The organism is Amorphoplanes friuliensis DSM 7358, assembly GCF_000494755.1.
Taxonomy (GTDB): Bacteria; Actinomycetota; Actinomycetes; order Mycobacteriales; family Micromonosporaceae; genus Actinoplanes; species Actinoplanes friuliensis.
On the sequence record NC_022657.1, the window covers coordinates 2,306,851 to 2,320,552 of the forward strand.

The window sequence follows — 13,702 nt, forward strand, 5'->3', positions numbered from 1 at the left end:
CTCCTCAGTTTCCGGTCGTGTGACCGGTGATTTCGCCGACCTTGGCGAGGGCGGCGTTGGCCTTGGCCACCACGTTGTCCGCGGTGAAGCCGAACTGCTCGAAGAGAACCTTGGCGGGCGCGCTGGCGCCGTAGTGCTCGATGCTGACGGCTTCGCCGGCCTCGCCCAGCAGGCGGTCCCAGCTCATCCGGATGCCGGCCTCGACCGTGACGCGCGCCTTGACGCCGCGCGGCAGCACGGTCTGCTGGTAGGCGGTGTCCTGCTCGTAGAACCACTCCTGGCAGGGCATGGACACGACGCGGGTCGGGGTGCCCTCCGCCTCGAGGCGCTCCTGCGCGGTGAGGCAGATCGACAGCTCGGAGCCGGTGCCGATGAGGATCACCTGGGGCTCGCCACCGGTCGCCTCGGAGACGATGTAGCCGCCCTTGAGGGTGCCCTCGGCCGACGCGTACTTGGTGCGGTCGATGGTGGGGAGGTTCTGCCGCGAGAGCGCCAGGGCCGCGGGGCGGTCCGTCTTCTCCAGCGCGCCACGCCACGCCCACGCGGTCTCGTTCGCGTCCGCCGGGCGGATCACGTCGAGGCCGACGATGGCGCGCAGGGCGGACAGCGTCTCGATGGGCTGGTGCGTCGGGCCGTCCTCGCCCAGGCCGATCGAGTCGTGCGTCCACACGTACGTGACCGGCAGCTTCATCAGCGCGGACAGCCGGACGGCGCCCCGCATGTAGTCGCTGAAGACCAGGAACGTGCCGCCGTAGGGGCGGGTGCCACCGTGCGCGACGATGCCGTTGAGGATCGAGCCCATGCCGTGCTCACGGATGCCGAAGTGCAGCGTGCGGCCGTACTCGTGACCCGGGAACGCCTTGGTGGCGTACTCGCTCGGGATGAACGAGGGCTCGCCCTTCATGGTGGTGTTGTTGCTCTCGGCCAGGTCGGCCGAGCCGCCCCACAGCTCCGGGAGGACCGGGGCGAGCGCGTCGAGCACCTTGCCGGAGGCGGCGCGGGTGGCGACACCCTTCTCGTCGGCCGGGAACTCCGGCAGCGCCTTGTGCCAGCCCTCGGGCAGCGTGCGGGTCGACAGCCGGTCGAAGAGGGCCTTGCCCTCGGCGTTGGCGGCGGCCCAGCCCTCGAACGCCTTGCTCCACTCCTCGTGGGCGGCGCGGCCACGCTGGACGACCTCACGGGTGTGCGCGAGCACGTCCTCGGCGACGTCGAACGTCTTGTTCGGGTCGAAGCCGAGGATCTCCTTGGTCGCCTTGACCTCGTCGGCACCGAGCGCGGAGCCGTGGATCTTGCCGGTGTTCTGCTTGTTGGGGGCCGGCCAGCCGATGATCGTACGCAGCACGATGAACGTCGGCTTGTCGGTGACCTCCTGGCCCGCCCTGATCGCGGCGTACAGGGCCTCGACGTCCTCGTGGTACTCCGAGCCCTTCTCCGGGTCGCCCTTGCGCCAGTCGACGTGGCGAACGTCCCAGCCGTAGGCGGCGTACCGGGCGCCGACGTCCTCGTTCTTGGCGATCCGGGTGTCGTCCTCGATGGAGATCTCGTTGTCGTCGTAGATCAGCGTGAGGTTGCCGAGCTTCTGCACGCCGGCGATGGCGCTCGACTCGTGGCTCACGCCCTCCTCGATGTCGCCGTCGGAGCACAGCGCGTAGACGTTGTGGTCGAACAGCGAGTCACCGTCGGCGGTCGGGTCGAACAGACCGCGCTCGCGGCGGGCGGCCATGGCCATGCCGACCGCGTTGCCGATGCCCTGGCCGAGCGGGCCGGTCGTGACCTCGACGCCGGGGGTGTGGCCGTACTCCGGGTGACCCGGGGTCAGCGAGCCCCACTGGCGCAGCGAGGCCAGGTCGTCGAGCGCCAGGCCGTACCCGGAGAGGTAGAGCTGGATGTAGAGCGTGAGGCTGGAGTGACCACAGGAGAGGACGAAGCGGTCGCGGCCCGCCCAGAGCGGATCCGTGGGGTCGTGCCGCATGACGCGGTTGAACAGCAGATATGCGGCAGGCGCGAGGCTCATGGCCGTGCCGGGGTGGCCGTTGCCGGATTTCTCGACGGCATCCATGGCGAGCACCCGTACGGTGTCGACCGCCCGTCGGTCGAGGTCGGACCAGTTCAATACGTCTTTGGCAGCCACGTCGGTTGTGCTCCTCGGGCATGGTGTGGGAACCCTTTTGACTTGACCCTATCCATTCGCGGTAAACCCCCGCCGGGGGAACGGCTCAGGCCCATACGCTGAGAGCGGACAGTGAACCGCCCGGGCTGTGACGCCTTGCACCCCGGACGGGTCGACCGAGGAGCGCCCCGGGCTGCGCGTAGTCTGTCCGAGCGTGCCAGCCGGTTCCTGCCGGCAACGGCAAGTTCTGCACCCTCGCCGATGCCGGAAGGTGGCTGTCCGTGAGCATGATCACCGAGCGTCCCGACCAGGGGCGGTCGCCCGATCTCCTCCCAGCGGCGCCGCGAGAGGCGGCCAACGCGAAGAGCCGCCGGCGCGACCTCGGCGCTGTGATCAAGGCGTACGTCTCGCTGACCAAGCCGCGAATCGTCGAGCTCCTGCTGGTGACCACGGTCCCCGCGATGATGCTCGCCGCGGGCGGCTGGCCCGACCTGTGGCTGGTCGCGGTGGTCCTGGTGGGCGGCTCACTCGCCGCCGGCGCCGCGAGCGCGCTCAACTGCTACATCGACCGCGACATCGACCAGCTCATGCGGCGTACCAAGCGCCGCCCGCTGCCGGCCCACGTCGTCACCCCGCGCTCGGCCCTGATCTTCGGCCTGGTCCTGGCGGTGATCTCGGTCGTCCTGATGGCCGTCTTCACCAACTGGCTCGCCACCGCGATGACCGCGGGCTCCATCTTCTACTACGACGTCGTCTACACGCTCTGGTTGAAGCGCCGCACCCCGGCCAACACGTTCTGGGGCGGGATCTGCGGAGCCGCTCCGGTCCTCATCGGCTGGGCCGCTGTGACGGGCTCCATCGCCCCGCTGGGCTGGGCACTTTTTGCCATTGTCTTCTTTTGGCAGATGCCGCATTTCTACGCGCTCGCCATCAAGTACAAGGACGACTATGCCCGGGCCGGCATCCCGATGCTGCCCGTCGTGCGCTCCGCCCGCCGCGTCAACACCGAGATTCTCCTCTTCACCGTGCTGATGCTCGCGGCGTCGTTCGCAGCCTGGCCGCTGGGCCTCGGCCCCATCTACGGCGTCACCGCCATCGTGACGGGCCTCGTCTTCCTCCTCGAGGCCGTCAAACTGGTCAACCGCTCCCGCCGCGGTGAGCCCCTGAAGCCGATGCGCCTGTTCCACTGGTCGTACACGTACCTGACGATTCTTTTCATCGCGGTAGCGGTCGACGCCCTCATCTGACATTCACGGGCGTCGCACAGAATGCCCGTTGTCGGTGTGGAAAGAGTGACGCTCCTTACCTCTTTGGAGGGAACCCAGGAGCGCGGTGCAATTCGGACAATATCGGTCCAAAACAATGCCCCAAACCGTTAAACCCGCAGGTAATTGGCATCACAAATTCGTGCGGGACCTGGTTGCCCCCGGCCCCGATCTGCTTAGGCTGCGGACATGGCAGAAGGTTCCGATACGACACTGACCGCCGACATCAAGACTTTCGCAGCCGGCCACGGCGGCGCCAAGGCGGTCATCGAGTACGTCGGCAAGCGGGGCGCCCGCATCGTCCTGGTCGGCGAGGACGGCGAATGGACCGACCAGTTCGCCGCCGACGGCACCGCAGCAGCCCGAGCGGCCTGCAAGACAGCCGGCGTCGAGGTCGAGAACGAATGGGAGCGCGAACTCATGGAGCAAATGCGCCCCAGCAACGACCTGTGGCGCTCCATGTCCCGCCGCTCCATGGCCCGCTGACCGCCTCTACTGAGACTTCCCCTACCGCCGCGACCCGGGAGTGATCCCGGGTCGCTTTCTGTGTGCCCCTTGTCTAGACCAAGATCAAACCAGGCCATGCCCGTGCAACCGGATCACGGTTGTCATCCTGGGTGCTCAGATCGCGGTTGTGATGCCGGGGCATCCATCCCCGACGTGTCGTGTCGTGCTGGCTAGCGGCTCGCGGATGCTGTGCCGGGCTTCCAGCGAGCGGTCGGCGTGCTGGGTTTCCCATGCGAAGTCAGGTCGGTGGGGGCCTTTCGATCAAGGTCTGGTCGTGCCTGGCTGCATGTCTCTGACCGTCGCTCACGCCGAGACCGGGCGCAGGTGGCCAATCGCCTGGCGGCTCATGAACGGCCACCCGCACCCTGCCGTGTCCGTGCTCGGTAAGGCCCAGTTGCGGAACGTGCCCCGGTGGGCCGCCGCGTCCGCCCGGAGGACGGGTTGCAGCCGGAGCCCAGCCGTCGTCGGGTCCATCTCCGCGTGTGAGGGGCTGACGGCGGGCCCAACTTCCTTGAAGTTGGCCCTTCGAGGGGGTCGGGAAGGCCCAACTTCCTTGAAGTTGGCCCTTCGAGGGGGTCGGGAAGGCCCAACTTCAAGGAAGTTGACCCTTTGAGGTGGTCGGAAGGCCCAACTTCCTTGAAGTTGGGCGTCGGCCTGCCCGGTCTCTCGGCCTGCCCGGTCTCTCGGCCTGCCCAGCCTTGATCAACAAGATCAACTTGATGGTAGGCGGAGGGAGTTAGCTGATTTTGCGCGTTGCGGCGCCCTGGGCATGGTCCGGGCTGCGATCAGCCAAGTCTTGGCGTCGGTCAGGGCCGGGCCGTTGATCAGAGCCGGACGTCACTCATGGCCGGGCGTCGGGTCTGGGGCGAGGTCAGTCAGGGCGGAGTCGGCCGGTCATGGCTGGACGCCACTCAGGGCCACGCCGGTCAGGCCGGACGTGGCTCAGGCCGGACGTGGCTCAGGCCGGACGTGGCTCAGGCCGGACGTGGCTCAGGCCGGACGTGGCTCAGGCCGGACGTGACTCAGGGCCGGACGTGGCTCAGGCCGGACGTGACTCAGGGCTGGACGTGACTCGAAGTCGGAGGTGACTCAGGGCTGGACGTGACTCGAAGTCGGACGTGACTCAGGGCAGGCCCCGGTCTGGGCCCGACATCCGTCAGATCCGGACGTGGGCGCCAGGGGTTGACGGTGCCAGGTGCGGCATCGGTCCCGAAGTGCGCGGACAGTCAGGCGACCGGGGTAGGAGTGGCCGGCTCGGTGGGTTCCAGGGCGACCGGCGCAGGTGCAGGGCGAGCCTCATGGAACGGCCGCTCGCGCAGGCTCCAGAGGACGTTCAGGGTGGCGACCCAGACCAGGCACGCGCCGAGCATGTGGGCGGCGACCAGGATTACCGGGAGGTGGGTGAAGTACTGGATGAAGCCGATCAGGCCCTGTGCCAGCTCGACGACCACCAGGATGCCGGCCGCCCGGATCGCCGCGCGGGGGGCTTTTACGGCGCGGAGGGCGTACCAGAGGGCCACCGAGAGGCCGATCAGGAGGAAGACGAGGTCGGCGTGGGCCTGGGAGACCAGTTCGGGGTCCAGGCCGTTGCGTCTGGCGCCTGCGTCGCCGGCGTGGGGGCCGCTGCCGGTGACGATGACGCCTACGACGATCACTGCGGCGCTGATCAGGGCGGTCAGGCGGGCGAGGGTGGGCAGGGGGGTGGGTACGAGGGTGCGGCGGGGGCGGTCGCCTTCCCTGGTGCGTTTCCACAGGGCGTAGGTCAGGGCGATCAGGGTCATCGACAGGAGGAAGTGGAGGCCGACCACCCACGGGTTCAGGTCGGTCAGGACCGTGATGCCGCCGATGACGCCCTGGCCGGGGATGCCTAGGCCCGCCGCCAGGGCCAGGATGATCAGGGACCTGCGGCGGGGCTTCTCCAGGAGGGCGGCCACGAGCGCGGCCAGGGCGATGAGGCCCAGGACGATGCCGAGGACGCGGTTGCCGAACTCGATGACGCCGTTGATGCCCATTTCCGGCGTTGTCGTGTACGACTCGTCCGTGCAGCGGGGCCAGGTGGGGCAGCCCAGGCCGGATTTGGTGAGGCGGACTGCGGCACCCGTGACGACCAAGGCGATGTTGGCGATCAGGGACGTCAGGGCCAGTGGGCGCAGGAGGGTGCGATTGCTCACCCCGGGCATCGTACGCCCGAAATTGATCTTGACTTTGAGCGCCCGTCGCCGGCGGTGTCGTGGATCACCGGGGTGCCGGTTTGCAGGGCTCCGGGGAAATACGTAACGTTGGCGTAGTGAAAACCCAGGAGCTCACTCTGACGGCCGTTCCGGCCGTGGGCTCCAGGCTGCCCGGGCTCGAGAGCAAGATCGCCGACGGGCGGACCCGCGACAGGGTCGCTCAGCTGCTCTTCGAGAGTGGCGCGGCCACCGCGGCCGAGCTCGGCGCTCGGCTCGGGCTCAGTCCCGCCGCCATCCGCAAGCATCTCGACGCGATGCTGGCCGAGCGGCTGGTCGAGGTCCGTGAGACGCGTTCGCAGGGTCCGCGGGGCCGGGGCCGGCCCGCCAAGGCTTTTGTGCTCACCGCGGCTGCCCGGGAGGGCTTTCCGCACTTCTACGACGGCATCGCCACCGCCGCGTTGCGGTGGATCGCCGAGCACGGTGGCCCGGAGGCGGTCAGCGCCTTCGCGACCGCGCAGGTCGCCGCGCTCGAGGAGCGGTGCCGTGCCGCTCTGCTCGAGGCCGGCGACGATCCGATCGCCCGGGCGGAGGCGCTTGCCGAGGCGCTCACCGCCGAGGGTTACGCTGCCAACTCGACCGCGATCGCGTCCGGCGGGCAGCTGTGCCAGCACCACTGCCCGGTGGCGCACGTGGCCGCCGAGTTCCCCCAGTTGTGCGACGCCGAGACCGCGGTCATCTCGCGGCTCATCGGCACCCACGTGCAGCGCCTAGCCACCATCGCGCACGGCGACGGGGTGTGCACCACGCACATTCCAGCCCCGCCGCGCGCCACTGACAAGACCATCGCTACGACCGCCACCACTGTGAGGACAGATAGATGACCGAGCAGATCGTTCAGCCCGTCGTCACCCAGGAAGAGCACCTCGCCGCACTGGGCAAGTACGAATACGGCTGGGCCGACATCGACACCGCCGGGGCGACCGCCCAGCGCGGCCTGTCCGAAGCGGTGGTGCGCAACATCTCCGCGCTCAAGAGCGAACCGCAGTGGATGCTCGACCTGCGGCTCAAGGGTCTGCGCCTGTTCGACCGCAAGCCCATGCCGAACTGGGGCGCCGACCTCACGGGCATCGACTTCCAGAACATCAAGTACTTCGTACGCTCGACCGAGAAGCAGGCGGCGTCCTGGGACGACCTGCCCGCGGACATCAAGAACACGTACGACAAGCTCGGCATCCCCGAGGCGGAGAAGCAGCGCCTCGTCTCCGGTGTCGCGGCCCAGTACGAGTCCGAGGTCGTCTACCACAAGATCCGTGAGGACCTCGAGGAGCAGGGTGTCCTGTTCCTCGACACCGACACGGCTCTGCGGGAGCACGAGGAGCTCTTCAAGGAGTACTTCGGCACGGTCATCCCGGTCGGCGACAACAAGTTCGCCGCGCTGAACACCTCGGTGTGGTCGGGTGGCTCGTTCATCTACGTGCCGAAGGGTGTGCACGTCGACATCCCGCTGCAGGCCTACTTCCGGATCAACACCGAGAACATGGGCCAGTTCGAGCGGACGCTGATCATCGTCGACGAGGGTGCCTACATCCACTACGTCGAGGGCTGCACCGCGCCGATCTACTCGTCGGACTCGCTGCACAGCGCGGTCGTCGAGATCATCGTCAAGAAGAACGCCCGCTGCCGTTACACGACCATCCAGAACTGGTCGAACAACGTCTACAACCTGGTCACCAAGCGCGCCACCTGCGAAGAGGGCGCGACCATGGAGTGGGTCGACGGCAACATCGGCTCCAAGGTGACCATGAAGTACCCGGCGGTCTACATGACCGGCGCGCACGCCAAGGGCGAGGTCCTGAGCGTCGCGATGGCCGGCGAGGGCCAGCACCAGGACGCCGGCGCCAAGATGGTGCACGCCGCGCCGCACACCTCGTCGTCGATCATCAGCAAGTCGATCGCCCGGGGCGGTGGCCGCACGTCGTACCGCGGTCTCGTGCAGGTCATGGAGGGTTCGCACCACAGCGCCAGCACGGTCAAGTGCGACGCGCTCCTGGTCGACACCATCTCCCGCTCGGACACCTACCCGTACGTCGACATCCGTGAGGACGACGTGTCGATGGGTCACGAGGCGACGGTCTCCAAGATCAGCGACGACCAGCTGTTCTACCTGATGAGCCGCGGCCTGACCGAGGACGAGGCCATGGCGATGATCGTGCGCGGCTTCATCGAGCCCATCGCCAAGGAGCTCCCCATGGAGTACGCCCTCGAGCTCAACCGCCTCATCGAGCTCCAGATGGAGGGGGCAGTCGGCTGATCGCCGCCGCCCTCGAACCAAACCAAGCCACCAGTAGCAAGGACGAGATGACTACCGAGGCCATGGCACCGCCGAGCACCAAGTCGCAGGTGCTGCGTTCCTTCGACGTCGCCGACTTCCCGGCCCTCAAGGGCCTGGAGGAGGAGTGGCGCTTCACCCCGATCAAGCGGCTCGGTGAGCTCGTCACCGCGACCGCTCTCACCGGCACGGCGCCGGGCTACGCGCCCGGCGACCTGCCGGCCGGGGTGTCGCTCACGCAGGTCGACGCGGGCAAGGTCGAGTCGGTGCTGACGCCGTTCGACCGGATCAGCGCGCTCGCGTACGGCTCGGCGGCCTCGGTGACCCTCATCGACATCGCCGCCGAGACGGTCGCGGCGGAGCCGGTGGTCATCAAGGTCGTGGGTCAGGGCAGCGCCGCGGCGGCTGCCCGCACCTACGTCAAGGTGGGCAACTTCGCCAAGGTGACGGTGGTCCTGGAGCAGGTCGGCCAGGCCACCCTCGCCGACAACATCGAGGTCGTCCTGGGTGACAGCGCCCAGCTGACGTTCGTCACGCTCGCCGAGTGGGACGACACCACGGTGCAGGCGCAGCACATCAAGTTCAAGGTCGGCCGGGACGCCCGCGTCGACCACGTCCAGGTCACCCTGGGCGGCAGCGTGGTCCGCCAGTTCGCCAGCGTCGAGTACGCCGGCCGCGGCGGTCAGGCCGAGCTCTGGGGTCTCTACTTCGCCGACGCCGGTCAGCACATCGAGCACCGCCAGCTGGTCGACCACAGCGTGCCGGACTGCCGCAGCTACGTCGGGTACCGCGGCGCGCTGCAGGGCCAGTCGGCGCACACCGTCTGGGTCGGCGACGTGCACATCCGGGCCTCGGCGACCGGCACCGAGACGTACGAGATCAACCGCAACCTGCTGCTCACCGATGGCGCCCGCGCCGACTCGGTGCCGAACCTCGAGATCGAGACCGGCGAGGTGGTCAGCGCCGGGCACGCCAGCGCGACCGGCCGGTTCGACGACGAGCAGCTCTTCTACCTGATGGCCCGCGGCATCCCCGAGGGTGAGGCCCGCAAGCTGGTCGTCCGCGGCTTCTTCGCCGAGCTGATCAACAAGATCCCGGTCGAGGAGCTGCGCGAGCGCCTGGGCGACGCCATCGAGGCGAGGCTGGCGAAGGCGGGCTCATGAGCTTCGAGCGAGTCGGGCCCGCGGCGGATCTCGCCAAGGGCTCGGTGACCACCGCGGAGATCGACGGCGTGGACGTCGCGATCGTGCACGCCGACGACGGCCAGTTCTACGCCGTCCGCGACGAGTGCAGCCATGCGTCGATCGCCCTCTCCGAGGGGGAGGTCGACGGTTGCACCCTGGAGTGCTGGCTGCACGGCTCCCGCTTCGACCTGCGTACCGGCGAGCCCAGCGGCCTGCCCGCCATCGAACCGGTGGCGACCTTCCCCGTCGAGATCCGCGACGGCGACATCTACGTCTCTATGACACCGAGCAATGGAGTAATGCCGTGAGCACCCTCGAGATCCGCGACCTGCAGGTGTCGGTCAAGTTGCCCGAGGGCGACCTGAAGCCGATCCTCGCCGGTGTCGACCTGACCGTGAAGTCGGGCGAGACGCACGCCATCATGGGCCCGAACGGCTCCGGCAAGTCGACCCTGGCCTACTCCATCGCCGGTCACCCCAAGTACGAGATCACCGGTGGCAGCGTCACCCTCGACGGCGACGACGTCCTCGCGATGACCGTCGACGAGCGGGCCCGCGCCGGCCTCTTCCTGGCCATGCAGTACCCCGTCGAGGTCCCCGGTGTGTCGGTGGCCAACTTCCTGCGTACCGCGAAGACCGCGATCGACGGCCAGGCGCCGAAGCTGCGGACCTGGGCCGGCGAGCTGCGCGGCGCCATGGAGAAGCTCCAGATGGACCCGGCGTTCGCCCAGCGCAACGTCAACGAGGGCTTCTCCGGCGGTGAGAAGAAGCGGCACGAGATCATGCAGCTCGAGCTGCTCAAGCCGAAGATGGCGATCCTCGACGAGACCGACTCGGGTCTCGACATCGACGCGCTGCGCATCGTCAGCGAGGGTGTCAACCGGGTCCGGGAGTCCGGCGAGGCCGGTCTGCTGCTGATCACCCACTACACGCGCATCCTGCGCTACATCAAGCCGGACTACGTGCACGTCTTCGTCGCCGGCAAGATCGTCCAGGAGGGCGGCCCCGAGCTCGCCGAGCAGCTCGAAGCCGAGGGTTACGAGCGTTACGTGGCCGGCGCGCGCGCCTGAGGATCGAGGAACCGATCATGACGTTCGACGTGACCCGGGTGCGGTCCGACTTCCCGATCCTCGACCGGGAGATCAACGGGCACCCGCTGGTCTACCTCGACAGCGCCAACACCTCGCAGAAGCCCCGCCAGGTGCTCGACGCCATGCGCGAGCACCAGGAGCGGTACAACGGCAACGTGTCCCGTTCCGTGCACACGCTGGGCACCGAGTCGACAACGGCGTACGAGGACGCGCGGGCGAAGATCGCTGCCTTCATCGGGGCGCCGAGCCCGGACGAGATCGTGTTCACCAAGAACTCGACCGAGGCGATCAACCTGGTCGCGTACACGTCGGCGGACTTTTTGAAGCTCGGCCCCGGTGACGAGATCGTGGTCTCCGAGATGGAGCACCACTCCAATCTCGTCCCCTGGCAGCTGCTGTGTCAGCGCACCGGGGCGACCCTGCGCTGGTTCGGAGTCACCGACGAGGGACGGCTCGACGAGTCGGCCCTCGACGAGCTGGTCAACGAGCGCACGAAGATCGTCTCGATCGTGCACATGTCGAACATCCTGGGCACGATCAACGACCCGGCGCGGATCGTCGCCCGGGCCCACGAGGTCGGCGCGCTGGTCCTGCTCGACTGCTCGCAGTCGGTGCCGCACCTGCCGATCGACGTGGTCGCGCTCGGCGCCGACTTCATCGCCTTCACCGGCCACAAGATGCTCGGCCCGACCGGCATCGGTGTGCTCTGGGGCAAGATGTCGCTGCTCGAGGCCATGCCGCCGTTCCTGGCCGGCGGGTCGACGATCGAGACCGTGACGATGGCGGGCACCACGTTCGCGCCGCCGCCGGCCCGGTTCGAGGGCGGCACCCCGCCGATCACCGAGGCCATCGGCCTGGGCGCGGCGGTCGACTACCTCACGGCCCTGGGCATGGAGAACGTCCACCGCCACGAGCAGGAGATCACCGCGTACGCGTTGAAGGCGCTCGCGGACGTCCCCGGCGTGCGCATCTTCGGCCCGGCCACGCCGGAGGGCCGCGGCGGAACGGTGTCGTTCGAGGTCGAAGGGGTACACCCGCACGACGTCGGGCAGATTCTCGACGATCTCGGTGTTGAGGTCAGGGTGGGTCACCACTGCGCGCGCCCCGTGTGCACGCGGTTCGGGGTCCCGGCGATGACCCGGGCCTCGTTCTACCTCTATACGACGACCGACGAGATCGACGCCCTCGCGCGCGGTCTGGAGCAGGTTCGGAAGGTGTTCGCCTGATGATCGACCAGCTCTACCAGGAGATCATCCTGGACCATTACAAGCATCCCCACGGCAAGGGCCTGCGGGCGCCTTTCGGCGGGGAAGCCCACCACGTCAACCCCACCTGCGGTGACGAGGTGACCTTCCGGGTCGCCGTCGACGGTTCCTCCTTCTCGGACATCTCGTACGACGGGATCGGCTGCTCGATCAGTCAGGCGTCGGCGTCCGTGCTGTACGAGCTGCTCCAGGGTGTTTCGGTCGACGAGGCCACCCAGGTGCACGAGGCTTTTGTGGCGCTGATGCAGAGCCGCGGCACGATCGAGCCCGACGAGGAAGTCCTCGGCGACGGGGTGGCGTTCGCCGGTGTGGCGCGTTACCCGGCCCGGGTCAAATGTGCGTTGCTGCCGTGGATGGCGTTCAAGGACGCCTCGGCGCGCGCCGGTGTGGGCGTGAGCCCCGAGGTGAAGGCATGACCGATTGCACCGAGCGTCGCCTGCCGCCGGCCAGCGACGGCCACGACCGCGAGGGCCATGAGGGCATGTCAAAGGAAGGCACAGCATGACCGACAAGACTGTTGAAGAGATCGCTTCGGATGCGGCCGACACCGCGGGTCCGGATGACGCGACCGCCCCGGTTGTCGCCGAGACGGACGCTGCGCCAGTTTCCGCGGACGCCGGCACCGCGCCGGCCGGCGAGAGTGGCGTTGTCGTTTCGAAGGCGACGATCGATGAGGTCGAGGAGGCGATGAAGGATGTTGTCGACCCCGAGCTCGGCATCAACGTCGTCGACCTGGGCCTGGTCTACGGCGCCCACGTCGACGACGACAACGTCGTGACGCTGGACATGACGCTGACGTCGGCGGCCTGCCCGCTGACCGACGTGATCGAGGACCAGACGCGTCAGGCCCTCACCACGGGCCCGGGCGGAGGCCTGGTCAAGGACTTCCGGATCAACTGGGTCTGGCTGCCGCCGTGGGGCCCGGACAAGATCACCGACGACGGCCGCGACCAGCTCCGGTCGCTCGGCTTCAACGTCTGAGGCTGCGAACGAAGAAAACGCCGGGTCACTGACCCGGCGTTTTTGCTTGATGCGCAGCGACGTCAGGTGGGGAGGCGGACGCCGGCGAGGCCGCCGTCGACGGCCAGTAGCGTGCCGGTTGTCGCCGAGGCCAGGGGGCTGGCCAGGTAGGCGATCGCGTGCGCGATCTCCTGCGGCGTGACGAGCCGGCCGGTCGGCTGGCGGGCTCGCAGCGCAGCTCCGGCCGCCACCGGATCGTCGGCCGCGTCCAGCAGCCGGGCCACCCACGGAGTGTCGGCCGTCCCGGGCATGACGGCGTTCACCCGTACCCCTTCGCGCACGTGGTCCGCGGCCATCGCCAGAGTCAGCGCAGCGACCGCGCCCTTGCTCGCGGAGTAGACCGCGCGTTGGGGCAGGCCGAGCCACCCGGTGATCGAGCAGGTGTTGACGATCGCGGCGTTCGGGGAGGCGAGGAGCAGCGGCATCGCGGCGCGGGACAGGCGGGCGATGCCGACGACGTTGACGTTGAGGACGTTCAGCCACTCGTCGTCGCTGTTGGCGGTGACGTCGCCGACCGCGCCGATGCCGGCGTTGTTGATGAGGATGTCGAGGCGGCCGAAGCTGTCGGCGACGGTGGCCACGGCCGCGTCGACCGAGGCGGAGTCGCCGACGTCGCAGATGACCGACAGGTCGGAGTCGTGTTCGGTGAGGTCGAGGCCGGCCACCCGGGCGCCGCGTTCGCGCAGCAGGGCGACCGTCGCGGCGCCGATGCCGCTGGCGCCGCCGGTGACGATCGCGGTGAGTCCGTCGAACTCGCTCAT

The 13,702-nt window shown here is 68.7% G+C and carries 13 protein-coding genes; 10 read left to right on the top strand and 3 right to left on the bottom strand.

Annotated elements, in window-relative coordinates; translation table 11 throughout:
• Window positions 1-4 precede the first annotated feature (4 nt).
• Window positions 5-2,059 (bottom strand): transketolase, encoded by a 2,055-nt coding sequence (gene tkt / locus AFR_RS10740; RefSeq protein ID WP_238547351.1) that lies wholly within the window; start codon window positions 2,057-2,059, stop codon window positions 5-7.
• Between the two features lie 338 nt (window positions 2,060-2,397).
• Between tkt and AFR_RS10745 the strand changes: the two genes are divergently transcribed.
• Window positions 2,398-3,357 (top strand): heme o synthase, encoded by a 960-nt coding sequence (locus AFR_RS10745; RefSeq protein WP_084298361.1) that lies wholly within the window; start codon window positions 2,398-2,400, stop codon window positions 3,355-3,357.
• Between the two features lie 207 nt (window positions 3,358-3,564).
• The gene (locus AFR_RS10750; RefSeq protein WP_023360277.1) at window positions 3,565-3,861 is read left to right on the top strand and encodes a hypothetical protein; all 297 of its coding nucleotides are present in this window, start codon (window positions 3,565-3,567) and stop codon (window positions 3,859-3,861) included.
• A gap of 1,247 nt (window positions 3,862-5,108) precedes the next feature.
• On the opposite strand, the gene AFR_RS10755 is transcribed toward AFR_RS10750, so the two are convergent.
• Window positions 5,109-6,062 (bottom strand): COX15/CtaA family protein, encoded by a 954-nt coding sequence (locus AFR_RS10755; protein ID WP_023360281.1) that lies wholly within the window; start codon window positions 6,060-6,062, stop codon window positions 5,109-5,111.
• A 128-nt stretch (window positions 6,063-6,190) separates the two neighbouring features.
• Here AFR_RS10755 and AFR_RS10760 point away from each other — a divergent pair, with 128 nt between their 5' ends.
• From AFR_RS10760 to AFR_RS10795, 8 genes are all read left to right on the top strand, one after another.
• Window positions 6,191-6,934, top strand: coding sequence for a helix-turn-helix transcriptional regulator (locus AFR_RS10760; protein WP_052359686.1), 744 nt, complete (start codon window positions 6,191-6,193; stop codon window positions 6,932-6,934).
• Window positions 6,931-8,364, top strand: coding sequence for a Fe-S cluster assembly protein SufB (gene sufB, locus AFR_RS10765; RefSeq protein ID WP_023360285.1), 1,434 nt, complete (start codon window positions 6,931-6,933; stop codon window positions 8,362-8,364). The genes AFR_RS10760 and sufB overlap by 4 nt, the downstream gene beginning before the upstream one ends.
• A 47-nt stretch (window positions 8,365-8,411) precedes the next feature.
• Window positions 8,412-9,545: a Fe-S cluster assembly protein SufD gene (sufD, locus tag AFR_RS10770; protein ID WP_041840773.1), complete on the top strand. Its 1,134-nt coding sequence runs from the start codon at window positions 8,412-8,414 to the stop codon at window positions 9,543-9,545.
• On the top strand, window positions 9,542-9,874 hold the full coding sequence (locus AFR_RS10775) for a non-heme iron oxygenase ferredoxin subunit (protein WP_023360289.1): 333 nt from the start codon (window positions 9,542-9,544) through the stop codon (window positions 9,872-9,874). The genes sufD and AFR_RS10775 overlap by 4 nt, the downstream gene beginning before the upstream one ends.
• Entirely contained in the window at window positions 9,871-10,635 is a 765-nt protein-coding gene (gene sufC, locus AFR_RS10780) for a Fe-S cluster assembly ATPase SufC (protein WP_023360291.1), read from the top strand. Before AFR_RS10775 ends, sufC begins: the two co-directional genes overlap by 4 nt.
• 17 nt (window positions 10,636-10,652) lie before the next feature.
• On the top strand, window positions 10,653-11,882 hold the full coding sequence (locus AFR_RS10785; protein ID WP_023360292.1) for a cysteine desulfurase: 1,230 nt from the start codon (window positions 10,653-10,655) through the stop codon (window positions 11,880-11,882).
• Window positions 11,879-12,337 (top strand): Fe-S cluster assembly sulfur transfer protein SufU, encoded by a 459-nt coding sequence (sufU, locus tag AFR_RS10790; RefSeq protein ID WP_041842007.1) that lies wholly within the window; start codon window positions 11,879-11,881, stop codon window positions 12,335-12,337. The genes AFR_RS10785 and sufU overlap by 4 nt, the downstream gene beginning before the upstream one ends.
• 85 nt (window positions 12,338-12,422) lie before the next feature.
• Entirely contained in the window at window positions 12,423-12,902 is a 480-nt protein-coding gene (locus AFR_RS10795) for a metal-sulfur cluster assembly factor (RefSeq protein ID WP_023360296.1), read from the top strand.
• Between the two features lie 62 nt (window positions 12,903-12,964).
• Here AFR_RS10795 and AFR_RS10800 read toward each other — a convergent pair whose 3' ends face one another.
• Entirely contained in the window at window positions 12,965-13,702 is a 738-nt protein-coding gene (locus AFR_RS10800; protein WP_023360298.1) for an SDR family NAD(P)-dependent oxidoreductase, read from the bottom strand.